Source organism: Pseudomonas canadensis (assembly GCF_000503215.1).
In the GTDB taxonomy this organism is placed as follows: Bacteria; Pseudomonadota; Gammaproteobacteria; order Pseudomonadales; family Pseudomonadaceae; genus Aquipseudomonas; species Aquipseudomonas canadensis.
In genome coordinates, this window is the sequence record NZ_AYTD01000011.1 from 422,148 (window position 1) to 446,202 (window position 24,055).

At 61.2% G+C, this 24,055-nt stretch carries 23 protein-coding genes and 2 pseudogenes; 18 read left to right on the forward strand and 7 right to left on the reverse strand.

Annotation, left to right across the window (positions count from 1 at the left end; translation table 11 throughout):
- Nucleotides 1–63: 63 nt before the first annotated feature.
- Nucleotides 64–1,539 carry a MocR-like pyridoxine biosynthesis transcription factor PdxR gene (gene pdxR / locus U367_RS0107040; RefSeq protein WP_028616307.1) on the forward strand — a complete coding sequence of 492 codons (1,476 nt, stop codon included), beginning with the start codon at nucleotides 64–66 and terminating at the stop codon, nucleotides 1,537–1,539.
- Here the strand turns inward: pdxR and U367_RS0107045 are convergent.
- Entirely contained in the window at nucleotides 1,523–2,188 is a 666-nt protein-coding gene (locus tag U367_RS0107045) for a TIGR02466 family protein (RefSeq protein WP_028616308.1), read from the reverse strand. The two genes, pdxR and U367_RS0107045, sit on opposite strands and share 17 nt — an antisense overlap.
- A gap of 245 nt (nucleotides 2,189–2,433) precedes the next feature.
- Between U367_RS0107045 and U367_RS0107050 the strand changes: the two genes are divergently transcribed.
- Both U367_RS0107050 and U367_RS0107055 read left to right on the forward strand, forming a co-directional pair.
- The gene (locus U367_RS0107050) at nucleotides 2,434–3,780 is read left to right on the forward strand and encodes an MFS transporter (RefSeq protein WP_028616309.1); all 1,347 of its coding nucleotides are present in this window, start codon (nucleotides 2,434–2,436) and stop codon (nucleotides 3,778–3,780) included.
- A gap of 34 nt (nucleotides 3,781–3,814) precedes the next feature.
- Nucleotides 3,815–4,267: a thiol-disulfide oxidoreductase DCC family protein gene (locus U367_RS0107055; RefSeq protein ID WP_028616310.1), complete on the forward strand. Its 453-nt coding sequence runs from the start codon at nucleotides 3,815–3,817 to the stop codon at nucleotides 4,265–4,267.
- 19 nt (nucleotides 4,268–4,286) lie between these two features.
- Here the strand turns inward: U367_RS0107055 and U367_RS0107060 are convergent, their stop codons facing one another.
- Nucleotides 4,287–5,453, reverse strand: a complete 1,167-nt coding sequence (locus U367_RS0107060) for an MFS transporter (protein ID WP_028616311.1) — start codon at nucleotides 5,451–5,453, stop codon at nucleotides 4,287–4,289.
- A 94-nt stretch (nucleotides 5,454–5,547) separates the two neighbouring features.
- On the opposite strand from U367_RS0107060, the gene U367_RS0107065 reads away from it, so the two are divergent.
- The gene (locus tag U367_RS0107065; protein ID WP_028616312.1) at nucleotides 5,548–6,441 is read left to right on the forward strand and encodes a LysR family transcriptional regulator; all 894 of its coding nucleotides are present in this window, start codon (nucleotides 5,548–5,550) and stop codon (nucleotides 6,439–6,441) included.
- On the opposite strand, the gene U367_RS0107070 is transcribed toward U367_RS0107065, so the two are convergent.
- On the reverse strand, nucleotides 6,436–7,209 hold the full coding sequence (locus U367_RS0107070; protein WP_028616313.1) for an NAD(P)-binding domain-containing protein: 774 nt from the start codon (nucleotides 7,207–7,209) through the stop codon (nucleotides 6,436–6,438). The two genes, U367_RS0107065 and U367_RS0107070, sit on opposite strands and share 6 nt — an antisense overlap.
- Before the next feature lie 116 nt (nucleotides 7,210–7,325).
- Here U367_RS0107070 and U367_RS0107075 point away from each other — a divergent pair, with 116 nt between their 5' ends.
- From U367_RS0107075 to U367_RS0107100, 6 genes are all read left to right on the forward strand, one after another.
- Nucleotides 7,326–7,682, forward strand: a complete 357-nt coding sequence (locus tag U367_RS0107075) for a VOC family protein (RefSeq protein ID WP_028616314.1) — start codon at nucleotides 7,326–7,328, stop codon at nucleotides 7,680–7,682.
- A gap of 77 nt (nucleotides 7,683–7,759) precedes the next feature.
- Nucleotides 7,760–8,398: a hypothetical protein gene (locus tag U367_RS0107080; protein ID WP_028616315.1), complete on the forward strand. Its 639-nt coding sequence runs from the start codon at nucleotides 7,760–7,762 to the stop codon at nucleotides 8,396–8,398.
- An 83-nt stretch (nucleotides 8,399–8,481) separates the two neighbouring features.
- On the forward strand, nucleotides 8,482–9,030 hold the full coding sequence (locus tag U367_RS0107085; RefSeq protein ID WP_028616316.1) for an ATP-binding protein: 549 nt from the start codon (nucleotides 8,482–8,484) through the stop codon (nucleotides 9,028–9,030).
- 66 nt (nucleotides 9,031–9,096) lie between these two features.
- Nucleotides 9,097–9,717 carry a LysE family translocator gene (locus U367_RS0107090; protein ID WP_028616317.1) on the forward strand — a complete coding sequence of 207 codons (621 nt, stop codon included), beginning with the start codon at nucleotides 9,097–9,099 and terminating at the stop codon, nucleotides 9,715–9,717.
- Nucleotides 9,718–9,746: 29 nt separating this feature from the next.
- On the forward strand, nucleotides 9,747–10,466 hold the full coding sequence (locus U367_RS0107095) for an SDR family NAD(P)-dependent oxidoreductase (RefSeq protein WP_028616318.1): 720 nt from the start codon (nucleotides 9,747–9,749) through the stop codon (nucleotides 10,464–10,466).
- 77 nt (nucleotides 10,467–10,543) lie between these two features.
- On the forward strand, nucleotides 10,544–11,026 hold the full coding sequence (locus U367_RS0107100; RefSeq protein ID WP_028616319.1) for a VOC family protein: 483 nt from the start codon (nucleotides 10,544–10,546) through the stop codon (nucleotides 11,024–11,026).
- Here U367_RS0107100 and U367_RS0107105 read toward each other — a convergent pair.
- Entirely contained in the window at nucleotides 11,023–11,919 is an 897-nt protein-coding gene (locus tag U367_RS0107105; RefSeq protein ID WP_028616320.1) for an SGNH/GDSL hydrolase family protein, read from the reverse strand. The two genes, U367_RS0107100 and U367_RS0107105, sit on opposite strands and share 4 nt — an antisense overlap.
- A gap of 208 nt (nucleotides 11,920–12,127) precedes the next feature.
- Here U367_RS0107105 and U367_RS0107110 point away from each other — a divergent pair, with 208 nt between their 5' ends.
- From U367_RS0107110 to U367_RS0107125, 4 genes are all read left to right on the forward strand, one after another.
- Nucleotides 12,128–13,519 (forward strand): hypothetical protein, encoded by a 1,392-nt coding sequence (locus U367_RS0107110; RefSeq protein ID WP_028616321.1) that lies wholly within the window; start codon nucleotides 12,128–12,130, stop codon nucleotides 13,517–13,519.
- A gap of 292 nt (nucleotides 13,520–13,811) precedes the next feature.
- On the forward strand, nucleotides 13,812–14,675 hold the full coding sequence (gene dapA, locus U367_RS0107115) for a 4-hydroxy-tetrahydrodipicolinate synthase (RefSeq protein ID WP_028616322.1): 864 nt from the start codon (nucleotides 13,812–13,814) through the stop codon (nucleotides 14,673–14,675).
- Nucleotides 14,676–14,791: 116 nt separating this feature from the next.
- Entirely contained in the window at nucleotides 14,792–16,168 is a 1,377-nt protein-coding gene (locus tag U367_RS0107120; RefSeq protein WP_028616323.1) for a pyridoxal-phosphate dependent enzyme, read from the forward strand.
- A complete protein-coding gene (locus U367_RS0107125; protein ID WP_028616324.1) occupies nucleotides 16,165–17,331 on the forward strand; it encodes a cystathionine gamma-synthase in 1,167 nt (388 codons plus the stop codon). Before U367_RS0107120 ends, U367_RS0107125 begins: the two co-directional genes overlap by 4 nt.
- 264 nt (nucleotides 17,332–17,595) lie before the next feature.
- On the opposite strand, the gene U367_RS0107130 is transcribed toward U367_RS0107125, so the two are convergent.
- Complete coding sequence (locus tag U367_RS0107130) at nucleotides 17,596–19,794, reverse strand: OsmC domain/YcaO domain-containing protein (RefSeq protein WP_028616325.1); 2,199 nt, start codon at nucleotides 19,792–19,794, stop codon at nucleotides 17,596–17,598.
- A gap of 162 nt (nucleotides 19,795–19,956) precedes the next feature.
- On the opposite strand from U367_RS0107130, the pseudogene U367_RS1000000132895 reads away from it, so the two are divergent.
- From U367_RS1000000132895 to U367_RS0107140, 3 genes and pseudogenes are all read left to right on the forward strand, one after another.
- Nucleotides 19,957–20,229, forward strand: a pseudogene (locus tag U367_RS1000000132895) (PAS domain-containing protein); the annotation flags it as partial.
- A gap of 348 nt (nucleotides 20,230–20,577) precedes the next feature.
- Nucleotides 20,578–21,522: pseudogene (locus tag U367_RS1000000132900) on the forward strand (methyl-accepting chemotaxis protein); the annotation flags it as partial.
- A gap of 234 nt (nucleotides 21,523–21,756) precedes the next feature.
- Nucleotides 21,757–22,044, forward strand: a complete 288-nt coding sequence (locus U367_RS0107140) for a hypothetical protein (RefSeq protein ID WP_028616327.1) — start codon at nucleotides 21,757–21,759, stop codon at nucleotides 22,042–22,044.
- Nucleotides 22,045–22,052: 8 nt separating this feature from the next.
- On the opposite strand, the gene U367_RS0107145 is transcribed toward U367_RS0107140, so the two are convergent.
- Entirely contained in the window at nucleotides 22,053–22,709 is a 657-nt protein-coding gene (locus U367_RS0107145; protein ID WP_028616328.1) for an O-methyltransferase, read from the reverse strand.
- A 111-nt stretch (nucleotides 22,710–22,820) separates the two neighbouring features.
- On the opposite strand from U367_RS0107145, the gene U367_RS0107150 reads away from it, so the two are divergent.
- Nucleotides 22,821–23,486, forward strand: coding sequence for a TetR family transcriptional regulator (locus U367_RS0107150; protein WP_028616329.1), 666 nt, complete (start codon nucleotides 22,821–22,823; stop codon nucleotides 23,484–23,486).
- Here the strand turns inward: U367_RS0107150 and U367_RS0107155 are convergent.
- Nucleotides 23,440–23,961, reverse strand: coding sequence for a GNAT family N-acetyltransferase (locus tag U367_RS0107155; protein ID WP_028616330.1), 522 nt, complete (start codon nucleotides 23,959–23,961; stop codon nucleotides 23,440–23,442). The two genes, U367_RS0107150 and U367_RS0107155, sit on opposite strands and share 47 nt — an antisense overlap.
- Nucleotides 23,962–24,055: the final 94 nt, after the last annotated feature.

Genomic DNA, 24,055 nt, shown 5'->3' on the forward strand with positions numbered 1-24,055 from the left:
AAGAGACGTCATAATCTCGCGCATCACCGGCACCGCAAAAAGTACCAGTTTTGAGGTTTTTCCATGGGCCAGTTATCGAACCCCAGGCGCGGCGCGGAACGCCGCCTCTACACCAAGCTGCGAGCGCAGATAGAGGACGGCACCCTGGCGCCCGACGCGAAGCTGCCCTCCACCCGTGCCATGGCGGAGACGCTTGGGGTCTCGCGCACCACGGTCACCGCCGCCTACGAGCAATTGGCTGCCGAAGGGTTTGTGGTGACCGCCGTGGGCAAGGCCGCCAGGGTCGCAGCCCTTACCGTTGCGCTTCCTGTCGTTGGCACCGTGCCCCACGACAGCCCGCCACCCCCATTGTCGCGCTATGGGCAGCGGGTTGCCGCTCTCACGCCCTATCACATGATTTCTCCCACCGCGCGCATCGACTTCCGATACGGAGCGGTCGCCTCGCGGGACTTTCCGGCACTGGGCTGGAACCGCGCCTATCGAGCCGAACTGATCAAACGCCAACCTACGCGGCCTTACGGCCAGCCCGAAGGCGAAGCCGCTTTGCGCCAGGCGCTGCAAGGCTACCTGCGCCGCGCCCGTGGCTTGACCTGCGATACCGAGCAGCTAATGGTGGTGCACGGCTCCCAGCAAGGGCTAGACCTGTGTGCCCGCTTGCTGCTCAACCCTGACGACGCCTTCATTTTCGAAGACCCCGGCTACCGCATGGCCCGCTATTGCTTCGAGGCCACCGGCGCAACGGCCTTGCCCATCCCGGTGGATGCATCCGGTTTGCAGACACACCTGTTGCTGGATGACCCGCGCGCACGGTTGGCCTACGTCACTCCGTCGCACCAATTCCCCATGGGCGCCGTGCTGTCCATCGCGCGACGCGTCGAACTGCTGAACTGGGCAAAGTGCCATCGCGCCTGGATCATCGAAGACGATTACGGTGGCGAGTTCCGTTATGGCCAGCGTCCCATCGACGCCTTGCAATCGATGGATGCCGAGGCCCGCGTGATCTACGTCGGCACCTTCTCCAAGGCGCTTTCGCCGCAACTGAGGTTGGGTTACCTGGTACTGCCGCGCGAACTGGTGGGCGTGTTTCGCGAGGCCAAACGGTTGACCGATCGCAACGAAACCCGTTGGGAGCAAAACGTGCTTGCCTCGTTGATCGACAGTGGCGCCTACGAACGCCATCTACGCCGCTTGCGCCGTGACAACGAAGGCCGACGAAAAGCCCTGCTGGATGCCGTCGACCGCCACTTGGCGGGGCTTGGAAAACTGGAGGGCATGGCGGCCGGGTTGCACGGTGTATTGCTATTGCCAACCCTGCATGCCCGGGATGAAAGCGCATTGCAGGCGATGGCGCTTGAGCGCGGGATAGGTGTGTATCCGCTATCGCCGTTGTTCACGTCGGCAAGAGAACGACCGGCAAGCCTGATACTGGGCTATGCCGGGCTTACTGTGCAGCAGATTGATGAAGGCATCAGGATACTTGCGCAAGTCATTCGGCAGGTCATGGGAGCAGTCCGCGCGCCTCTCATACCCCAAAGTTGAACGCGATGGAGATCCGCGGCCGCGTCCCCTCAAAGCGTCGTACCGAGTGCATCAACCAGGACGGAAACATGATCAATGTCCCGCTGCTGGCAACGCAGGTGCTGCTGAACCCGGCGGTCAGGCAATCCTCGACCCGCATGCGCAAGGCGGGATTGTAGGTCGAGGCCACCATGCCTCGCGGATCAACGAATTCCAGGTCGCCGCCGACGGTGGCGTCCTCTTCACGGCCTCCTGCATCGACCCAGTAAACGCCCGACCAAAATGCGCCAGGGTGCCCATGCAGCGCATTGCTGTGGCCCGCCTCGTTCACATTGGCCCACGCGTTGAGCTTCCACTCGAAACCGGGCACGGTTAATCCGAAGCCTTCGTGATGAACCGCGGTCAGTTCAGTCGCGAACTGCGTGGCGAATGCCACCAACGCGCCGCAGGCGTCCCCACCCCACGCTTGAAAATCGTTCGCGGATTGCCAGCCGCCATCGTTGCTGCGCTGGGCGCCGCACTGATCCTGGGCCATGCGGTGGGTGACGAGCGCCTTGAGCTCGGCGTTGAGCGTGTCGGCGTTCGGGTATTGGATGCTGGCCAAGGGCGTTGTGAACAGCCGCCGGATATTGATCAGCTCCGGATTCAAAAGTTTGTCGCTCGACTGCATGGGGTAATCATCATGTTTGCCAGTAGCCACAAACCATAACGGCATCAAAGGTTCAGCGATGTAAACCATTGTTAAAGTCTTAACCAAAGTTGCGCACCCGCTCCTTGCCTCACCTGGCCCAATTCCTGCCTCCCCCAACTCGACCAAGTCGCTACTGACTACGCGGACGACTCTTTTGGGCCCCGCCGCCCAACCGCCAGCCCCGATAATCAGCCATCCCCGCACCTATCCCGAGGCCTCACCCCATGACGAGCCCATCCACCGAACAGGTCAGCCCCCAGACCTTGCGAAAGGTCATTATCGCCGCCGGCATCGGTAACTTTGTCGAGTGGTTCGACTTCGCCGTCTATGGTTTCCTTGCCACCACCATCGCCCAGCAATTCTTCCCCAGCGGCGACGCCAGCGTGGCATTGCTCAAGACCTTCGCCGTGTTTGCCGTGGCGTTTGCCTTCCGGCCACTGGGCGGGATTTTCTTCGGCATGCTCGGCGACCGTATCGGCCGCAAACGCACGCTGGCCATGACGATCCTTTTGATGGCCGGCGCCACCACCCTGATCGGCCTGCTGCCGACCTACGCAGCCATCGGCGTAGCGGCGCCGATCCTGTTGTCGCTGATTCGCTGCGCCCAAGGGTTCTCCGCCGGGGGCGAATATGCCGGGGCCTGTGCCTATCTGATGGAGCACGCGCCCAGTGACAAGCGCGCCTGGTACGGCAGCTTCGTGCCGGTGTCGACGTTTTCCGCCTTCGCTGCCGCCGCGGTGGTGGCGTATGCACTGGAAGCGTCGTTATCCGCCGAGGCGATGGGCAGCTGGGGCTGGCGCTTGCCGTTCCTGATCGCCGCGCCGCTCGGCCTGGTGGGGCTTTACCTGCGCTGGAAGCTGGACGAGACGCCCGCCTTCCAGGCCGTGAAGGAAGAACACACGGTGGCCCACTCCCCGCTCAAGGAAACCCTGCGCAACCATGGTGCGGCGATCTGCTGCCTGGGCGCTTTTGTGTCACTGACGGCGCTGTCGTTTTATATGTTCACCACGTATTTCGCGACCTATCTGCAAGTGGCGGGCGGCTTGAGTCGGGCGATGGCGTTGCTGGTGTCGCTGATTGCGTTGATCTTCGCGGCGGCGATTTGCCCGCTGGCGGGGCTGTATTCGGATCGGGTCGGGCGTCGTGTCACCGTGATGACCGCCTGCGTGCTGTTGATGGTCGTGGTGTATCCGTCATTCCTGATGGCCAGCTCCGGTTCGTTCGCGGCGTCCATTGTCGGCGTGATGCTGCTGGCGGTGGGGGCCGTGCTGTGTGGGGTGGTCACGGCAGCCTTGCTGTCGGAAACGTTTCCGACCCGCACGCGCTACACCGCCTCGGCGATCACCTACAACCTGGCCTATACGATCTTCGGCGGCACCGCGCCGTTGATGGCGACCTGGTTGATCAGCACCACCGGCAGCAATCTGTCACCGGCGTTTTACCTGATTGCCGTGGCGTTGCTGGCGTTGGCGGGTGGGTTGGCGTTGCCGGAGACGTCGAGGATTTCCTTGCATGACGTGGGTTCGGAGGAAAAAGACGCGGCGCCCTTGCTTTCGCGAACACGGGTATGATCCAGGCTCACACGGCACGACTGGACCCACGCTTATGCCCGCCTCCCAAACCCGCCCGTCCCTCGCGCCGTTGCTCAAGCCTGGCGAAACCGTGGTGCTGTTCGACGGCGTGTGCAAGCTGTGCAACGGTTGGGCGAGGTTCCTGATCCGTCACGACCGCCAACGGCGCGTGCGCTTGGCGGCGGTGCAGTCCCCCGAAGGCCAGGCGTTGCTGGCCTGGGCGGGGCTGCCCCTGGATCAGTTCGACACCCTGGCGGTCATTCGTAACCACCATTACTGGGTGCGTTCGGACGCCGTGTTCGAGATCGTTGCGCAACTGCCTGCCGTGTGGCGTCCATTGCTGCTGTTGCGCATCATCCCACGCGCGCTTCGGGACTGGGCTTACGACCGCGTCGCACGCAATCGCTATCGGATTTTTGGGCAGTACGACACCTGCCTGTTGCCGCATCCAGACCATGAACAGCGTTTTCTGAAGGCGCCGCAGTGAACCCTTTGGTGCGCACCTGCTAAACCGCCGCAGCCATGCGCGCTCGAGAACCCCAGGCGAACGTCACGACCATCAGCAACCCCAAGCCCGCCATCGCGGCGCCGGCCAGGGAAATCGCCGGGTAGCCCAGCCCTGCGTTGATCACTGCGCCACCCACTGCTGCGCCAATCGCGTTGCCGAAGTTGAAGGCGCCGATGTTCACGGCCGAGGCCAGGTTCGGCGCATCTTTGGCCGCTTCCATCACACGCATCTGCAACGGCGGCACGACGGCGAAGCTGGCGATACCCCAGATGAGGATGCTCACCGCTGCCGGTATCGGCCAACGCATCAGGAATGCAAAGGCCAGCAGGACCAGAATCAGTGCGCTCAGCGAGACGATCAGGGTCCGGTCGATCGAGCGATCTGCTGCCTTGCCCCCCCATATATTGCCCAGGGTCAACCCGACGCCGAACAGCACCAGCATGGCCGTGATAAAGGGGGTAGACGCATGGGTCTGGTTGCTCAGGATCGGCGCGATATAGGTAAACACGGTGAACATAGCACTGGAGCCCACCACGGTCAGGGCCAGTGCCGCCAGTACCGAACCGCGCCCCAGCACCTTGATTTCGGCCAGCACACCGTCGCTTTTCGGCAGCGGCAGGTTAGGCAGCGCGAACCACAGCGCGACCATGGTTACCAGGCCCAGTCCGCCAATGCCCCAGAACGCCGTACGCCAGCCAAGCAGTTCACCAAACCAGGTCGCCAGTGGCACGCCACCAATGGTCGCCAGGGTCAGGCCCATAAACATCGCGGCGACAGCTCCGGCGCGCTTGTCCGGCGCGACCACACTAGCCGCGACGATGGAACCGACGCCAAAAAACGCACCGTGGTTGAGCGAAGTGATGACGCGGGCAATCAACAGGTCGTAATAGCCGGTTGCAAGCGCCGACATCACGTTACCCAGGGTGAAAATGGCCATAAGCCCGACCAGCAAGTGACGACGGGGGATCTTGCCAGTGGTCAAGATCATCAGTGGCGCGCCGAGCAATACCCCCAGGGCGTAGGCGCTGACCAACAGCCCCGCAGTGGGAATCGAAACGCCAAGGTCATTGGCGATTGTGGGCAACATGCCCATGGGCGCGAACTCAGTGACGCCAATGCCGAAGGCACCGACAGCAAGGGCTACAAGGGGTGGATTGATACGCATGGAAGACTCCTCATTTATGCCGCAAATGCTACGATCAACGCTTTGACGGCACTAGACCGTTTAATTGGCAATCACCTTTGCGCACGAGGCAAAAATGGATTTCAACGGCAGGTCGGGTGAGATGGCGGTATTTGCAATGGTGGCGCAGGAAGGCAGCCTGTCGGCAGCAGCGCGGGCATTACGATTGACGCCCTCGGCCGTCAGCCGCGTCATCGCACGCACAGAACAACGCCTGGGCACCCGCCTGTTGATTCGTACGACCCGCGCCCTCGCCTTCACAGCCGAAGGCGAGGCGTACCTTCGCGGCGCCCGGCGCATCCTGGCCGACATGGCGGAAGTCGAAGAAGCCATCGCCGACCAAGGCGCGCCCAAAGGCCGGCTGCGGGTCAGTGCGGCCCTGGGCCACGGCCGCATGGCCATCGTGCCGTTGGTGGCGGCGTTCAGCGCCCGCTACCCGAACATTGTGGTGGACCTGACCTTGGGCGACGAAGTGGTCGACATCCTCGGCGGCCAGGCTGACGTCGCGATCCGCTTTGGCGACCTGCCAGACAGCCCGCTGACAGCACGGCGCATCGGCGACACCGGCCAGGTCCTGGTGGCGTCGCCGGAGTACCTCGCGCAACACGGCACACCTCTGGAACCCAACGACTTGCTGCGCCACAACTGCCTGCGCTTCAACTTCCGCCGTGCGCAATCCGACTGGCCCTTCGCCCGTGACGGCCGGGAGTTTTCCCTGAAGATAAACGGCAATATCGAATGCAGCAGTGGCGAAGCACTCGCTCAACTGGCGCGGTTAGGCGCCGGTATCGCACGCATCGGCGAGTTCACGGTTGCAGAAGACCTGCAACGCGGTCACCTGGTGCCCCTGCTGGAATCCTGGAACCCCGGCGACCGGGAGCCGATCCACGTGGTGTTTGTCGGCGGTGCGAGCATGCCCGCGCGGATCCGCGTGTTTGTGGATTTCTTGCTGGAACATCACCGGCTATAAACGTGCAGGCTTGTGCAGCCGCTCAAGCACCTCGTCAGCCGCCTCGCGCCATGCCTGTGTCGCGCCTTTGTTTCTCAACACCTCCAACCCAGCCGCGGTAAAGGTGCCCGGTGTCGCAATCGCGCTACCCAACCCTTCCAGACTCGCGGATGGCTGGTGACGGGCGCTGGCCAAGCAGTCTTGCAGGTTGCCCATCACCAGTTGGGCAGCCTGATCCTTGGACAGGCCTTTGTCGGTAAACCACTGCTGAAGATCACTCAGGAAGAAATAGAACCAACCGTTCATGCAGGCCGCGACAGTGGCCAGTTCGAACGCCTCTTCCTCGTCCAGCACCACCAATGAACCGAGCGCGCCCAGCAGTGTTGCATAGGGTTCGCCACCGGGCGTGATCACCACAGTCGTCTGGTTGATCTGGGCGGCATAGGACAGCATGGCGCGCACGACACGCGCCTGCGGGAACCGGCGTTGAAGCTCGGCCAGCTTCAATCCTGCTACCAACGACACCAGCGTTTGCTCAGGTCTAAGCTGCACTTCATTCGAAAGCTGATCGACCACCTCCGGGCGCACGCCCAAGACTAACAAGTCCGCCCCATCGACAACCTGTTGATTGTCAGCCATCACCTCACAGTCCCACTGTTCAGCGAGCTGCTGCGCACGTTCGTGGTTACGCGCAGAAAGCAACACCCGCCCGCCAAACCCACTGCGCCGCAGGCCGATCACCACCTTTTCCGTCAGCTCACCGACGCCCAGGATTCCAATCTTCAGCACGCTGTCCGCTCCGATTAATTCTGTAGTCGGGTGCATCATAGGCACGATTCCCGTCTTCATGCAGGCGGACGTTCACGCTACACTCGCCGCTCTTAACATCGGCCAGGAAGGCACGCATGAGCGCTCAAGGTAAAGATCGGCAAATCGACAACATCGAATTCAACGTCAGCGATATTGCCCGCAGCAAAGCCTTCTACGGCGGCGCGTTCGGCTGGACGTTCGTCGATTACGGCCCCCTCTACACGGAGTTCAGCGATGGGCGTCTGACAGGCGGGTTCACCACGGGGGAGCCGGTTCGGCCGGGTGGCCCGTTAGTTATTTTGTACGCCGATGATCTCGATGCCACGCAGCAGCGACTCAAAGCCCTGGGGGCTGTCATCACCCGCGAGACATTTTCGTTCCCTGGTGGACGCAGGTTTCACTTCACCGATCCGGATGGCTATGAACTGGCGGTTTGGAACGCTGATCAATAGGCCTCAACCCGACGCCTAGGCGAAGGCATCAATCGCTGCCTCTCAAGCCCCACTCTTACAGAATATGAAGGTTAACCATGCGTTTTCTCTTTCCCCTGGCGTTCAGCTTGACGCTTATCGGCTGCGCCACCACCAAAACCGACGTTCGCAACGAAACCCAGATCAGCCAATACGACCCGGCCAACTCAGCCCGCGTCCGTTTCATCACGGGGGACACCACCAACGCGGGCTTCCTCAGCGGCCAGACTTGCGAGGCGTTTTACAACGGGTCCCTGCTGACCAAAACGCCCGAAGAAGCCGGCTGGCAAACAGCCCATGTCGACTCTGCGGGCCTCTACCCTTTCAGGGCCACTGACAGTCAGAACAGCGTGATTGGCATGCCTGCGAGCAAGGCAAGCAAAGCCATCAACCAGTCACCCAAAGTGTTTGACGAGCACGTCATTCCGGCGGGTAAACCCTTTATTGCAGGGTTCGCCATGGGCGGTTCGCAAATGTCCTGCTTTCCCGCGCCTGTCACACTCATTCCCGAGCCCGGCAAAGACTATGAAATGGAACTTCAGATGGTCAAAATCAGCACGTTCAAGGCAGGTTGCGTGATTGCCGTTCGCCAACTTTCCGCTCAAGGCAACAACACCGTTGAAACACCGCTCAGGCCGCAGATATGTGCCAAAACCCCGTCGGGTTGGTACACCGTCAACCCGAAACCTTTGCCCTGAAATGCCTGGGCAGGACGACAGAGTCGTCCTGCTTATCGGACATATCCCTGACCTGGGACCCGGCTTGTATTCATGGAGGAAAAATGCGGATCTACATCACAGGAGCATCGTGCGCGGGCGTCACCACGCTGGGTCACAACCTCGCCACGCGGCTCGGTATACGACACGTCGACGTCGATGACTTTTACTGGATGCCCACCAACCCTCCTTTCACAACCAAGCGACCTCCCAGCGACCGCGTTTCCCTGATGCAACAAGCACTCGGTGACGACGGCTGGGTGCTGAGTGGTTCTTGCATGGTGTGGGGCGATGCGTTGATTGCCGATGCTGACTTGATCGTGTTCGTCGCCACCCCCACGCCCGTTCGCCTCGAACGCCTGGCTGCCCGCGAGAAGGCGCGTTTTGGCGAGCGGATCGCACCCGGTGGTGATATGTACGCGATACACGTGGCTTTTCGGGAATGGGCTTCGCAGTACGATGATCCGAATTTCTCAGGGCGTAACCGGGCGTGGCATGAGGCATGGCTATCACAGCAGACGGTACCGCTCTTACGGATTGACGGGATGCGCAGTGCTGAACAGATGGCCGCTGATGTCGCAAATGCCACGATAGCTCAAAACAAGAACGGCTGAGGCTGTCCAACGACTTCCACTCCCCTTATCCTCACACCTCCCCGCCCCCGCGAACCCGGAGCCGCCATGGACCTCGCCACCCTCGCCCTTTTCCTCCCCGCCTGCTTCGCCCTCAACATGGCGCCGGGCCCGAACAACCTGCTGTCCGTGAGCAACTCCACACGCTACGGCTACCGCACATCATGCTTGGCGGGCATCGGCCGTTTGCTGGCCTTCGCCGGCATGATCGCCCTCGCGTCCGCCGGGTTGGCGGTGGTGTTGCAAACGTCGGAGCTGTTGTTCTACGGGATCAAGATCCTGGGCGCGGCATATCTGTTTTATCTGGCGTTTCAGTTGTGGCGGGCCAATCCGGAGGCAGAGGCGCAGTCCGCGACGGCCAAGGTGGGATTGTGGGCGTTGGCGCGGCAGGAGTTTTTGGTGGCGGCGGGCAATCCGAAGGCAATCCTGATCTTCACTGCCTTCCTCCCGCAATTTGTAGTGCCCGGCGAGCCCATCACCCCGCAATTCGCGCTGCTCGGCGCAATGTTCCTGGTGCTGGAGTGGATCGCCATCAGCGCCTACGCCTATATGGGCTTGCACATGCGCCGCTGGTTTGCCGAGCCGCGGGGCAAGCGGATTTTCAATCGGTGCTGCGCAGGCTTGCTGTCGGCGGCGGCGACGGTGTTGTTGATGGCGCGCAGGGCTTAAATCACGTTTTACAGTCAAGGAGACATGCAATGAAAACCCTGGTGGTAGGCGCAAGCAAAGGATTGGGCAAAGCCCTGATCGAAGGGCTCGGTGAGCCTGGGGATACGCTGATCGGCGTGTCCCGCAGCCGCCCCGAGCAGTTGGCTCACAAGAACGGCGTCGAGGTGCAGTGGATCGAGGCCAATCTCGCTAAACCCACCCAGGCTGCGCACGTCATCGCCGAGGCGATTGCCGATAACGGCTTGGACACGCTGATCTACAACCTAGGCATCTGGGAAGAGTTTGCTTTCGACCCGGCCTACAACTTCCTGGCCGACGATGATGAGCAGATCGAGGCCATCGTCACCTGCAACATCACCTCTACCCTGCTGCTGATCAAGCGCCTGTTGCCGATGCTGCTTAAAAGCCAAAACCCGAGGATCATCCTGACCGGCTCCACTTCCGGCCTGCCGCAAAGTGGCCGTCCGGAGGTCGCCTTCGGGGCCTCCAAGTTTGCCTTGCGCGGGATTGCCGATGCGTTGCGTGAAGGCTATCGCCAGCAGCGCCTGGCTATCACCTGTCTGAATCTGGGGTACTTGAACACTGAGGATCCCCTGGGCACGCCGCGCGAGCAAGCCGCGCAGCGGGATGAAGGCCACTCGATTCCTGTGCACGATGTGGTGCAGGTGGTACGCATGACGTTGAGCCTGTCCTCGGCCAGCTTCGTCAAGGACATCACTTTGCCGGCGATATTGGACGAGCGCTTTTGACCCATGAGTACGCGACATGACCCGAGACGAACTCGCCGTCTAGACTCCACACAGCCATTTTCCTGTGGAGACCGACCATGAAAAGCAAAAACACCCTCTGCCTCTGGTACAACGGCACCGCCCTGGAGGCTGCCACCTTCTACGCCATGACCTTCCCGGACAGCAAAGTCAACGCCGTGCACCTGGCACCCGGCGATTATCCGTCCGGCAAACAGGGCGACGTGTTAACCGTGGACTTCACCGTCTTGGGCATCCCCTGCATCGGCCTCAACGGCGGGCCGATCTTTCCCCATACCGAGGCGTTTTCATTTCAGGTGGCCACTGATGACCAGGCCGAGACGGATCGTTACTGGAACGCCATCGGCGGTAACGGCGGCCAGGAAAGCGCCTGTGGCTGGTGCAAGGACAAGTGGGGTTTGTCGTGGCAGATCTCACCGCGCGTGCTGACGGACGCCGTCACCCACCCGGACCCGGCCGTCGCCAAGCGCGCCTTTGACGCAATGATGACCATGAAGAAGATCGACATCGCTGCCATTGAAGCGGCGGTGGCCGCCGGCTAAGGCAATGCCTTGAGCATGGCCTTTGCCGCCAGGGCGTGGACCTTGCGGGTGGGGTGCCATTCGTCCCAATAGTAATGCGCATCGGCATCGGCGCACACCGGTTTCACGTCCGGGTAGGTGGCCTGGCACGGTGTGTCCAGGTCCGTGAATCGATTGGCTTGCGGATTGGCGCGTAGCGCGTCGCTGAACGCCAGGTGATCGAAGTAGGTGACCTTCGCCACGCCAATCTGCGCCAATATGGCCGGGAGCTTCTGTGCGAGCAATTGCTGGTAGTGCTTCGCGTTGTCGACCTGGTTGCCCTGCACCACGGCGGGCACGTGACTGAGGTCCGTCGTGCCCACCACCATTACATGCCTGGCCCCCGCGGCCACCAGTTGCTCGGTGGCGTTGCGGATGTTGGCCAGGCTCGACTCGCTCAAGGCCTCGATGGTTTCAGGATGGGAGAAGTCGGCCCATTCGAAAAAATCGTTGGCCGAGATGAAGATGAAATACAGCGCCTTGGGGTCGGCCTTGTGGGACTTGGCGGCCTGCAAGTGCTCGGCGACTTGGCCGAGCACGCCTGTGTCCTGGGTCGGCATCAGCCACGTGTAGTAGTTGCCGTGGCCGCTTTTGGCGCCGCCCACGGCGTAGTCGGTCAGCGGTGTCTTCAACGCCTGGGCCAGGCCTTCGACGGCGGTTGGGCCGTTGCTCCAGCGTCCCTTCCAGTACAGCGGGCCAGGCAGTGCCTGGGCGTCCTTGACCTGCTGCGCGGCAAGTCGGGAGGTAAGTGCTTCGCCCGCGCCATTGTCGGAATAGCTGTCGCCAAAGGCATACAAATGATCGTAGGTCGAGGCGCCAAAGGCGGTCGACACAGACAGGGTCAGCAAAGTGGCCAAACACGCGCGTCGGATCATCAAGGTTCTCCCGGAATGTCCGAATAGACTATCGGCTGGCAGAAAGTACGGCTGGACGATTGCGACCCGCACATATCCGGCGGCGGCCATGCTAGTGCTGTACAGATGCCGTCATGCTCGTTAGGCTTTTGTCTCGCAACATCCGGCTACAGATTCGGCTCAATCGGCCGCCACTCTTATCTCCCTGAATGGACTCAACGAGGCTCTCGTGCGCGTTATTACTTCTCTCTTGCTCATCGGTAGCCTCGCGACCCTGGCCGGTTGTGCCACCCAGAAAAACCAAGTCGACCGCATGTTCGCCGACACCCTCACCCAGCCCTTGGTTGAAAACAGCATCGTGCGCGAGGGCGACTCGCTCAGCTTCGAGCTGCTGATGCCGGGCGGCCCGAGTGGTCTGCGGCGCACCATGCAATTCGAGGCCGCTTGCTCATCGCCGCAACTGCACTTGCTGTACCTGGACGGCTCACAACGGGTCTACCCGGCCAGCGCTGGCCGTTACAGCGCGGCGCGCAAGTTGTCGCCGCAATTGCGCGCGACCTTGGCTGCCAACCAGACGTTCATACGCGCCTGTGCCGAAACGCCAAAGCCAGACTGGCGCCTGGTGCAGGCCAACGCGCACGATAGCCAGGTATTGATTGACGCCAACAGCATCAAGACGGTGAATGGCGAAACGCGCTTTTGGGCCGCCTTCGACGAACCGGCGGTGCTCAACGACATGCCCTACAACGCCCCCTATGCCCAGAAGCGTGAACACTTTGCGGTGTCTTGCACGGGCGGGACCTATAAGGAACTGGCCGGCTACGACATGGACGCCGACAATCGCGTCAGCGACGGCCGTGTCGACAGCTTTCCCACGCCGCAGAAGATCGCCGGCAGCAATGCCGACTATGAGTTGTTGTTCAATAAAGTCTGCGCGACGCCACAGACAATCGCCGCGCTGCCGGTGTTCAAACCACGCCTGAAGGCGCCGATGAACATCGCACTGACCTCGGTGCAACCACAGGTGCTAGCCGCAATCACGCAGTTGAACCTGGACAAACCCGCGCGCGCCTTCAAATACGTGCATATGACCGGCACGTCGACGCTCAAGGGCGAAACCAGCCAGTTTCAGAGTGCGGACTTCATCAGCCAAGACGCGGCGAGCGAGCAATTGGCCATCGCCACCCGCGGGCAGGGTTATGAAAGCCACACGGTGAGCTGGCGTAACCTCATCCCGCTGGTGGCAAAAAACACCTACAGCTCCTCGGGCATGGCAGAAAGCGAGGCGCTGACGCAATTGAGCTTCACCGGCAATTGGAAGGCCCTGCCAGTTGGCGAAACCGTGGTCTACCAAACCACCCGCGCCAGCCTCAACAGCCTGATTGGCAGCCGTACCAAAGTCCAGACTACCCGCTGCTTAGTTGAACGCGAACTGCAAGCCAGCGAGCTCAACCCTGGCCTGCTCGGGGCGGCCAAGGCCCTTAAGTGCAGCTTCGACAACGATGAATACAACCGGGTGAACCACCTGTACTACCTGACCGACTACGCCTACTTCTACGAGTCGAGCACGGACAAGAACGCGTTCTACTACTCCGACACGCGTATCGATAAATTCGAATAAGCCCCGTTGACACACTCTGCAATATTCCATGAAGATGGAAGCCTTATTCAGGGTGTGTCAGCCAATGTCCGCAATGTCCTCCGTTAACCTTTCCGTCATTGGCTCCCCTGCCAAGGCGCAAGGTTGCGTTGCGCACGCCCTCAAATCGAAGAAACAGTCGCTCATGTGACCGGGGCGCGCTGTCCCGTCAGATGAGCTGACAGGACATTGAGCGCGACGGCCTTCCTCCCTTGCACAATTCCCTCTGCCCTTCTGACGGTGACTCCAGCGGTCAATCATCAGGAGAAAGTGCATGTCATCGTTTCAAGGTATCTGGGTTCCCGTGGTCACACCGTTCCATGACGGCGCCATTGATTTCATTGGCCTGCACCGCCTGGTCAGCCACTTGCTGGAAAAACACGTGGCCGGGATCATGGTGTGCACCACCACCGGGGAAGCGGCGTCGCTGAGTCGTCAGGAACAATTGGCGGTTCTCGATGCGGTGTTGCAATGGGTGCCGGCGCACCGCGTGGTGATGGGCCTGGCGGGCTATAACCAGATTGAGCTGCTGCACTTCCAGCGTGAAATCCTGCAACGCCCGGTGGCTGGGCTTTTGGTGCCGGCGCCGAGTTACATCCGCCCGTCCCAAGCGGGTTTGGAGGCGTTTTTCCGCACGGTGGCCGATGCCTCCAGCGTGCCGATCATTCTTTACGACATTCCCTACCGCACTGGCGCTACTTTCGAGCAGGCGACCCTGCTCAACATCGTCGCCCATAAGCGCATCGTGGCGATCAAGGATTGTGGTGGCAACCTGGGCAACACCCTTGCACTGCTGGCCAGCGGTGACGTGGACGTGTTGTGTGGCGAAGACGTACAGATTTTCAACGCACTGTGCCTCGGCGCGACCGGTGCGATTGCGGCCTCGGCCCACCTGCACACCGAGCAATTTGTGGCGCTTTTCCAGCAAGTGCGCGACAACCAACTGGCTGAAGCGCGAGCGACATTCTTCCAGTTGCTGCCACTGATCAACACGCTGTTCATGGAGCCCAATCCAGCACCGGTAAAAGCCGCGCTGGCTGTGCAAGGCTTGATCGGCAGCGAATTGCGCGCACCCATGCAGGCCGCCAGTAGCGCCGTCGTCACGCGCTTGCAGCAGGTACTGAACCCGGCCGGCTAATGCGCCAAAAACAGACAGCCAACGGACCGTCCGGTTGCGACCGGACCGATCCCGGCCTATCGTCGAACCCATGCTTTGCCTTTTGCTGTCCAACCCATTCGTATTCAGGTGACGACATGCCCACGCTTTCCCGCCCCGCCGTCCTCGAATTGATCGGCAACACGCCGCTGGTTCGGGTCAGCCGGTTCGATACCGGCCCCTGCACGTTGTTTCTCAAGCTTGAATCCCAGAACCCCGGTGGTTCCATCAAGGACCGCATCGGCCTGGCCATGATCGACGCCGCCGAACGCGACGGCCGCTTGCGCCCCGGCGGCACGATTATCGAAGCCACCGCCGGCAACACCGGCCTGGGCCTGGCACTGGTCGGTCGGGCCAAGGGCTACCGGGTGGTCCTGGTGGTACCCGACAAGATGTCCACGGAAAAGGTGCTGCACCTCAAGGCCATGGGCGCCGAGGTGCACATCACCCGCTCCGATGTGGGCAAGGGCCACCCCGAGTATTACCAGGACGTGGCCGCGCGCCTGGCCAAGGATATTCCGGGGTCGTTCTTCGCTGACCAATTCAACAACCCGGCCAACCCCCTGGCCCATGAAACCAGCACCGCGCCGGAAATCTGGGCGCAGACCCAGCATGATGTCGACGCGATCGTCGTCGGCGTCGGCTCTGCCGGCACCCTCACCGGCCTGACGCGCTTCTTCAAGCGCGTGCAACCCGAACTGGCCATGGTGCTGGCCGACCCGGTGGGCTCGGTGATGGCCGAATACAGCCGCAGTGGCAAAATGGAAACGCCGGGCTCCTGGGCGGTGGAAGGCATTGGCGAAGACTTCATTCCGTCGATTGCCGACCTGTCCAGCGTGCGTCACGCCTATTCGATCAGCGACGAAGAAAGTTTCGACCATGCCCGGCAGTTGCTCAAGGCCGAAGGCATTCTCGGCGGTTCCTCCACCGGCACCCTGCTCGCGGCCGCCCTGCGTTACTGCCGCGAACAGACCGAGCCCAAGCGCGTGGTGACTTTTGTCTGCGACACCGGCACCCGTTACCTGTCGAAGGTCTACAACGACCAATGGATGAATGACGCCGGCCTGCTGCACTACAAGCACTACGGCGACCTGCGCGACCTGATCGCGCGGCGCTTCGAAGACGGCCGCGTGATCAGCGTAAGCCCCGACGACACGCTGCTCACCGCCTTCCAGCGCATGCGCCTGGCGGATGTCTCGCAGTTGCCAGTGCTGGTGGACGGTCAAAAACTGGTCGGTGTGATCGATGAATCCGACATCCTGCTGGGCCTGCACCAGGACGCCACGCACTTTTCCATGATCGTCTCCAGCGCCATGACCGACACCCTGCAAACCCTGGCACCCAGCGCTAGCCTGGCCGAACTGCAGGCGGAGCTGGATCGCGGCCTGGTCGCCATCATTGCCGACGCGTCAGGCTTCCACGGCCTGATCACCCGCGTCGACCTGCTCAACCACCTACGGAGATCCCTTGCATGAGTCAGTCCGATAAAAGCGCGTTTGCCACCCGTGTGATCCATGCTGGACAGTCCCCCGACCCGACCACGGGCGCGCTGATGCCGCCGATCTACGCCAACTCTACCTACCTGCAAGACAGCCCCGGCGTGCACAAAGGCTTCGACTACGGCCGCTCCCACAACCCCACGCGGTTTGCCCTGGAACGCTGCGTGGCCGACCTGGAGGGCGGCAGCCAGGCGTTTGCTTTCGCGTCCGGGCTGGCGGCGATTTCGACAGTCTTGGAGTTGCTGGATGCCGGCGCCCATATCGTGTCCGGCAATGACCTGTACGGCGGCACCTTCCGGCTATTCGATAAAGTGCGCCAACGCAGCGCCGGGCACCGTTTCAGCTTTGTCGACCTGAGCGATTTGTCGGCGTTTGAAGCGAGCCTGCAGGACGACACGCGCATGGTCTGGGTCGAGACCCCCAGCAACCCGCTGCTGAGCCTGACCGACCTGAGCGCCATCGCACGTATCTGCCGTGATCGCGGCATCATCTGTGTGGCCGACAACACCTTCGCCAGCCCGTGGATCCAGCGTCCTCTGGAGCTGGGCTTTGATGTCGTGGTGCATTCCACCACCAAATACCTCAACGGCCACTCCGATGTGATCGGCGGCATCGCCATTGTCGGCGACAACCCCGAACTGGCGGAGCGCCTGGGCTTCCTGCAAAACTCGGTCGGCGCCATCGCCGGGCCCTTCGACGCGTTCCTCACCCTGCGCGGCGTGAAAACCCTGGCGCTGCGCATGGAACGCCATTGCAGCAACGCCCTGGACCTCGCCACCTGGCTGGAGCAGCAACCGCAAGTGGCACGGGTTTATTACCCGGGCCTCACGTCCCATCCCCAGCATGAACTGGCGCGCGAACAAATGCGTGGGTTTGGCGGGATGATTTCGATTGACCTGAACAGCGACCTGGCCGGCGCCACGCGTTTCCTGGAAAACGTCAAGATCTTCGCCCTGGCCGAAAGCCTTGGCGGCGTGGAAAGCCTGATCGAACACCCGGCGATCATGACCCATGCAAGCATCCCGGCGGAAACGCGGGCGCAGCTGGGGATTGGGGATGGGTTGGTACGCTTGTCGGTGGGGGTTGAGGATGTGGAGGATCTTCGCGCGGATTTGGCGCAAGCCTTGGCACTTATCTAAAGTAGTTTAGCTTGGCCTGCGTGGTGAACCGGCCTGCTGTGGTGAGCGGGCTTTTGTGGTGAGCGAGCTTGCTCGCGCTGGGCTGCGAAGCAGCCCTAAAACCAGACGCCGCATTCTGCCTGACAGAATGCGGCGTTTTTATTGGGGCGGCTTCGCCACCCAGCGCGGGCGGTGCGACGATTCGACAAGCCCGCTCACCACAAAAGCCCGCTCACCATACCAAAGCCAATCACCACAGCAAGCCAGCTCCCACAGAAAGTTGTGTCAGGCTGAGGTGACGTTGGCACGCGCCGCATGCAGCTTCTTGTAGCTGTCGATCAAGCGCAAATGCCGATCCAGCCCTTCCAGCTTCATGCTGGTCGGCGTCAAACCATAGAAACGCACATCGCCCTGTACCGAACCAATCACCGCATCCATCCGCTCATTGCCAAACATGCGACGGAAGTTGGCTTCGTAGTCCGCCAGTTCCAGGTCATCGTCCAGTTCCATCTCCAGCACCGCATTCATCGCCTGGTAGAACAGGCCACGCTCAGCGGTGTTGTCGTTGTACTGCAGGAACATCTCCACGCACTCCTTGGCCTCTTCATATTGCTGCAAGGCCAGGAAGATCAGCAGTTTCAACTCCAGGATGGTCAGCTGACCCCAGGCAGTGTTGTCATCGAATTCGATGCCGATCAGGGTGGTGATATCGGTGTAGTCGTCCAGCTCGCTTTCGATCAGGCGCTCGACCAACGCTTGCAACTCTTCCTCGTTGAGGCGGTGCAGGTTGAGGATATCCTCACGGAAAAATAGCGCTTTGTTGGTGTTGTCCCAGATCAGGTCATCCACCGGGTAGATTTCCGAATAGTCCGGCACCAGGATGCGGCACGCGGTGGCGCCCAGGTGCTCGTACACCGCCATGTAGGACTCCTTGCCCATGCCTTCGAGAATCCCGAACAGGGTCGCGGCTTCCTGGGCGTTCGAATCGGCACCTTCGCCGGTGAAGTCCCACTCAACGAATTCGTAATCCGACTGCGCGCTGAAGAAGCGCCACGACACCACGCCACTGGAGTCGATGAAGTGCTCGACGAAGTTATTCGGCTCGGTCACCGCCTGACCTTCGAAGGTCGGCTGCGGCAAGTCGTTGAGGCCTTCGAAACTGCGGCCTTGCAGCAGTTCGGTGAGGCTGCGTTCCAGCGCCACTTCCAGGCTTGGATGCGCGCCGAACGAGGCGAACACGCCACCCGTGCGCGGGTTCATCAGGGTCACGCACATTACCGGGAATTCACCGCCCAGGGACGCGTCTTTCACCAGCACCGGGAAGCCTTGGGCTTCAAGGCCCTGGATACCGGCGAGAATGCCTGGGTACTTGGCCAGCACCTCGGCCGGCACGTCCGGCAAGGCGAACTCGCCTTCGATGATTTCACGCTTCACGGCGCGCTCGAAGATCTCCGACAGGCACTGCACCTGGGCTTCGGCCAAGGTGTTGCCGGCGCTCATGCCGTTGCTGAGGTAGAGGTTTTCGATCAGGTTGGACGGGAAGTACACCACTTCACCGTCCGATTGGCGCACGAACGGCAGCGAAACAATGCCGCGTTCTTCATTGCCCGAGTTGGTGTCGAACAGGTGCGAACCACGCAGTTCGCCCTCGCGGTTGTAGACCTTCAGGCAGTAGGCGTCGAGGATTTCACCTGGCAGCTCGTCGTTAGGGCCCGGCTGAAACCAGCGCTCATCCGGGTAATGCACGAACGGCGCATTCGCCAGTTCCTCACCCCAGAACTGATCGTTATAGAAGAAGTTGCAGTTGAGCCGCTCGATGAACTCGCCCAGTGCCGACGCCAAGGCGCCCTCTTTGGTCGCGCCCTTACCGTTGGTGAAGCACATCGGCGAATGTGCATCGCGGATATGCAGCGACCACACGTTGGGCACGATATTGCGCCACGACGCGATTTCAATCTTCATGCCCAGGCCGGCCAGGAGGCCGGACATGTTGGCAATGGTCTGTTCCAGCGGCAGGTCTTTGCCGGCGATATAAGTGCCACCCTCTGACGTCGAGTTGGGCATCAACAACGCCTGCGCGTCAGCGTCCAGGTTTTCGACTTCTTCGATGACGAACTCAGGCCCGGCCTGCACCACTTTCTTGACCGTGCAACGGTCGATGGAACGCAGGATGCCTTGGCGGTCTTTGTCGGAAATGTCGGCCGGCAGCTCGACCTGGATCTTGAAGATCTGGTTGTAGCGGTTTTCCGGGTCGACGATGTTGTTCTGCGACAGGCGAATATTCTCAGTGGGAATATTGCGCGTCTGACAGTACAGCTTCACGAAGTACGCCGCGCACAACGCCGACGACGCCAGGAAGTAATCGAACGGCCCCGGTGCCGAACCATCGCCTTTGTAGCGGATGGGCTGGTCGGCAATCACCGTGAAGTCGTCGAACTTGGCTTCAAGCCGGAGGTTGTCGAGAAAATTGACCTTGATTTCCATGGGGGCACACCAGAATAACGGCTAAACAAAAATGGCCGCCATTATGAGGTTTTTCGGCAGGAAGTTTCAGGCTTTTGACCAGTGGCTGGCGAATTGACCAATGTGGATTAACCTTTTCGCAGATGGCGCCGATGGACTGAGGGCAACCAGGGAGTAGTCGGAATGCGCAATAACCAGCCCGTAACACAGCGTGAGATTTCCCTCGCGCCTTCGCAAAAACTCATCTCCGCCACGGATGTCCGAGGTGTCATCACTTACTGCAACGACGCGTTTGTCGACATCAGCGGCTTTGAACGCGCTGACTTGATTGGCGCGCCGCAGAACATCGTCCGTCACCCCGATGTGCCCCCCGCCGTGTTTGCGCACATGTGGAGTGCACTCAAACAAGGCCTGCCCTGGATGGGCATCGTCAAGAACCGCTCGAAAAACGGCGATCATTATTGGGTCAACGCCTACGTCACCCCCATATTCGATGGCAGCAAAGTCGTTGGTTTCGAGTCCGTGCGGGTCAAGCCCACGGCGGATGAAATCCGTCGGGCCCAGGCCCTGTACCGCCGCATCAGCCAAGGTAAACCGGCCGTTCCGCGGCAGGATGCCTGGCTGCCGGCGGCCATCAGTTGTGTGCCGTATGTGGCAACCGGGCTTACCGGCTGCCTCGCCGGTTTGTTCCTCAGCGCGCCCGTCGCCATTGCTGTGACCGTTGCAGTCGCAATCCCGGTGGGCGTGCTCTGCTCACGCTGGCGTCAAGGCAGCACGTTGCGTCTGTTGCACGGTGTGGAGCCCTCGACCTCGGATGCCTTGATCGCGCAGATGTACAGCGACGCCAGCGGACCACAGGCACGTCTCGAAACGGCGTTCCTCAGCCAGAACGCACGCCTGAAGACCTGCCTCACCCGCTTGCAGGACAGCGCCGAGCAACTCAGTGCCTTGGCCGGGCAATCCGATCAGTTGGCCACCGCTAGTTCCAAAGGCCTGGACCGCCAGCGTGTCGAAACCGAACAGGTCTCGGCCGCCGTCAACCAGATGGCCGCCACCACCCAGGAAGTCGCCAGCCACGTGCAACGCACCGCCGACGCCACCCAGCAAGCCAACGTCCTGACCGGGCGCGGGCGCGAAGTGGCACGCGACACCCGTGAGGCGATCGAACGCCTGTCTGCGGTGGTCAGCGAAACCGGCGCGACCGTGGCGCAACTGGCCAAGGACAGCGACGAAATCGGCAGCGTGGTGGACGTGATCAAGGGCATTGCCGACCAGACCAACCTGCTGGCCCTCAACGCAGCCATCGAAGCGGCGCGTGCCGGCGAGCAAGGCCGTGGTTTTGCCGTGGTGGCCGACGAAGTGCGGCAGCTGGCACAACGCACGTCCCAGTCCACCACCCAGATCCATGGGTTGATCACCCAGCTGCAGGCGTCCTCCAACAATGCCGTGCAAAGCATGGAACACGGCCAGCGCCAGGCCCAGGAAGGTGTGGCTTGGGTGCTGGAGGCGGACCAGGCGCTGGTCGGCATCAGCGAAGCGGTGTCCCATATCACTGACATGACCACCCAGATCGCCGCCGCCACCGAGGAACAGAGCGCGGTCGCCGAGGAAATCAGCCGCAACATCACCACCATCGCCGAACTGGCCGACCAGACGTCGATACAAGCCCATCAATCCACGGACCTGAGCAAGGAGCTGACGAACAACGCGTCCACCCAATATGCGTTGGTTGAGCGGTTCAATCGCTGAGCCTACGTTTACAGTAGCAAGCCCGCTTTCTGTAGTGAGCGGGCTTGTTGTGGTGAGCGGGCTTGCCCCGCGCTGGGCTGCGAAGCAGCCCCATAGCCAGACACACCACGTCGCTCATCGATGGGGCCGCTTCGCAGCCCAGCGCAGGGCAAGCCTGCTCACCACAGGAAAATCGCTCATCCCAGGATAATGGAGATTTGCTTAGGCAAACCTCCACCCATCATGAATCCCCCCATGCCCATTACCAATATCCTCCTCGCCGCCGCTACGCTGCTGACCCTCACGCCCGGCCTCGATATGGCGCTGGTGCTCAGGACTGCCACGGTAGAAGGCAAGCGCCAGGCGTTGCAAGCCAAGCTGGGGATCAACCCCGGTTGTCTGCTGTGGTCTCCAATATTGATCGGCGCCACGCAGTCGCTTTCCGCTTTCCTGCGTCGCGAAAAGGTCATCCAGTGGATGGACCACACCACCGGTATGATCTTTGTGTTGTTCGCTGCAAGGCTGGCGGCCAGCAAGCGCTGAATACTCGCTTACCCCAGGCGCATTGAAAGTTCGATGTCATCGGTAAACGGCACCGACAAGTAACCGTTCTCCGGGGCGCGCACATAGGCCAGGTATTCAGGGCAATAATCGGTGTTGTCCGCGACTACCAGTGCGCCAGGACGCAGGTTGTTTTCCACCAGGTTCAGCACGTCGCCATACAGCGCCTTGGCGCCGTCCAGCAGCAACAGATCGACAACATCCGGCAAGTCGCTGGCCAGGGTCACCAGCGCGTCACCTTCGCGAATGTGGATCAGGTCGCTCACGCCGCCTTCGATGAAATGCTCGCGCGCCAGGGCGATCTTCGACGCTTCGAATTCGCTGCCGATCAGCACACCGCCGCCGTTGTCACGCAGCGCGGCAGCCAGGAACAAGGTCGACAGCCCAAATGAAGTGCCAAACTCCACAATCGCCCGCGCCTTATTGCTGCGCGCCAGCATGTAGAGCAGCTTGCCGGTGTCCCGCGACACGGGCAGCCACAGGTCCTTGAGCATCGAATACAGCGCCATGTATTCGGTTTTGCTGTGCATTAGCCGTTCGCGTTCTTCCTTGGATACCGAGTTCACCAGCGGGCTGGTGGCCGCATTGGCCTGGGCATAAAGACGTTCGATAAGGGGCGCCAGAGGCGCGGTGGTCAGGCTCGACATAATTGATTTCCAGTGAGGTGGGACTAAGATGCGACTAATTCGTCGCATTAAAAGTATGCGAGTCATTCGCATCCTTCGCTATTCGCATTAGCCCTGCTTCAGGAGCCCCGTATGACCAGCCGCCAGACCCCACGTATTTCCACGCGCAAACACCCGCAACAGGCCCGTTCCACCGAGTTGGTGGCGGCGATTCTGCAAGCGGCTATTCAGGTTTTGGCCAAGGAAGGCGCCACCCGTTTCACCACTGCACGGGTCGCGGAAAAGGCCGGCGTGAGCGTGGGGTCGGTGTACCAGTACTTCCCCAACAAAGCGGCGATTCTGTTCCGGTTGCAGAGTGATGAGTGGCAGCAGACCACCCAGATGCTGCGCGACATCCTGGAGAAACGCGACGAAACGCCACTGGATCGCCTGCGAACGTTGGTGCACGCCTTTATCCAATCGGAATGCGAAGAAGCGCAGATGCGCGGTGCGCTGAGTGACGCGGCGCCGCTCTATCGTGATGCGCCGGAGGCCCTGGAGGTGCGCGCGGCGGGACGGCAGGCGTTCAAGGGGTTCATGCTGGAGTTGTTGCCTGAGGTGTCGGTTGACACGCGTACGGTAGCCAGTGATTTGATCCTGACCACGCTCAGTTCAGTGGGGAAGGAGTTCTCCAACAGTCCGCGAACGGCTGAAGAGATCGCGGTTTATGCCGAGGGGATGGCTGAAATGTTTCGTGCGTATGTGAATGTGCTCAACCTGGTCCAAAGGGCAACCGATACCTCATTTCTACCAGAGTGACACCTCCCCTCTGAAGATTACGTTCACTCCCCGCGTCCTCGACACAGCCCATCCTGCGATAAAACCGGATAGCCCTTTCATTTCGGCTCAAGACCCAAAGCGTCAAACCCTGAAACCCCTCCTCCCTCAGGAACTGCAGGCCCGCATTCCACAACGCCAGCCCAACGCCGGCTTGCCAATACTTGGCTAAAACATAAATGGCCATGACCTCACCGGTGTTTGCTCCGGCAGCTTCTTCGTCACGACTGGCACCGACCGATATCCAGCCCACAACGTGCCCGTCCAGCTCCGCGACCCACACGTCGGACTCGCCCGACTCAATCGAGCGAACCCAAAAGGATTCGCGCCGAGCCAGCGTTGCATCCAGCCCATTCAAGAACTCGGCAGGCATCATGTCACGATAGGCTTCCTGCCAACTGCGGATATGCACCTGGGCGATGGCGTTGGCGTCGCCAGGTAATGCTTTGCGGATCATTGATCTATTCCTTATTCAGTCAATGTCCTTCAAGTAAACCCAACCTTCATGACCGTTTACCCTCGTGGTATGTTTCGAGCCCAACCCGCAAAAG

Coding starts and splice junctions, on each gene's coding strand:
- pdxR (WP_028616307.1), top strand. CDS start 64: ATGGGCCAGTTATCGAACCCCAGGCGCGGCGCGGAACGCCGCCTCTAC.
- U367_RS0107045 (WP_028616308.1), bottom strand. CDS start 2,188: ATGCAGTCGAGCGACAAACTTTTGAATCCGGAGCTGATCAATATCCGG.
- U367_RS0107050 (WP_028616309.1), top strand. CDS start 2,434: ATGACGAGCCCATCCACCGAACAGGTCAGCCCCCAGACCTTGCGAAAG.
- U367_RS0107055 (WP_028616310.1), top strand. CDS start 3,815: ATGCCCGCCTCCCAAACCCGCCCGTCCCTCGCGCCGTTGCTCAAGCCT.
- U367_RS0107060 (WP_028616311.1), bottom strand. CDS start 5,453: ATGCGTATCAATCCACCCCTTGTAGCCCTTGCTGTCGGTGCCTTCGGC.
- U367_RS0107065 (WP_028616312.1), top strand. CDS start 5,548: ATGGATTTCAACGGCAGGTCGGGTGAGATGGCGGTATTTGCAATGGTG.
- U367_RS0107075 (WP_028616314.1), top strand. CDS start 7,326: ATGAGCGCTCAAGGTAAAGATCGGCAAATCGACAACATCGAATTCAAC.
- U367_RS0107080 (WP_028616315.1), top strand. CDS start 7,760: ATGCGTTTTCTCTTTCCCCTGGCGTTCAGCTTGACGCTTATCGGCTGC.
- U367_RS0107085 (WP_028616316.1), top strand. CDS start 8,482: ATGCGGATCTACATCACAGGAGCATCGTGCGCGGGCGTCACCACGCTG.
- U367_RS0107090 (WP_028616317.1), top strand. CDS start 9,097: ATGGACCTCGCCACCCTCGCCCTTTTCCTCCCCGCCTGCTTCGCCCTC.
- U367_RS0107095 (WP_028616318.1), top strand. CDS start 9,747: ATGAAAACCCTGGTGGTAGGCGCAAGCAAAGGATTGGGCAAAGCCCTG.
- U367_RS0107100 (WP_028616319.1), top strand. CDS start 10,544: ATGAAAAGCAAAAACACCCTCTGCCTCTGGTACAACGGCACCGCCCTG.
- U367_RS0107105 (WP_028616320.1), bottom strand. CDS start 11,919: ATGATCCGACGCGCGTGTTTGGCCACTTTGCTGACCCTGTCTGTGTCG.
- dapA (WP_028616322.1), top strand. CDS start 13,812: ATGTCATCGTTTCAAGGTATCTGGGTTCCCGTGGTCACACCGTTCCAT.
- U367_RS0107120 (WP_028616323.1), top strand. CDS start 14,792: ATGCCCACGCTTTCCCGCCCCGCCGTCCTCGAATTGATCGGCAACACG.
- U367_RS0107125 (WP_028616324.1), top strand. CDS start 16,165: ATGAGTCAGTCCGATAAAAGCGCGTTTGCCACCCGTGTGATCCATGCT.
- U367_RS0107130 (WP_028616325.1), bottom strand. CDS start 19,794: ATGGAAATCAAGGTCAATTTTCTCGACAACCTCCGGCTTGAAGCCAAG.
- U367_RS0107140 (WP_028616327.1), top strand. CDS start 21,757: ATGCCCATTACCAATATCCTCCTCGCCGCCGCTACGCTGCTGACCCTC.
- U367_RS0107145 (WP_028616328.1), bottom strand. CDS start 22,709: ATGTCGAGCCTGACCACCGCGCCTCTGGCGCCCCTTATCGAACGTCTT.
- U367_RS0107150 (WP_028616329.1), top strand. CDS start 22,821: ATGACCAGCCGCCAGACCCCACGTATTTCCACGCGCAAACACCCGCAA.
- U367_RS0107155 (WP_028616330.1), bottom strand. CDS start 23,961: ATGATCCGCAAAGCATTACCTGGCGACGCCAACGCCATCGCCCAGGTG.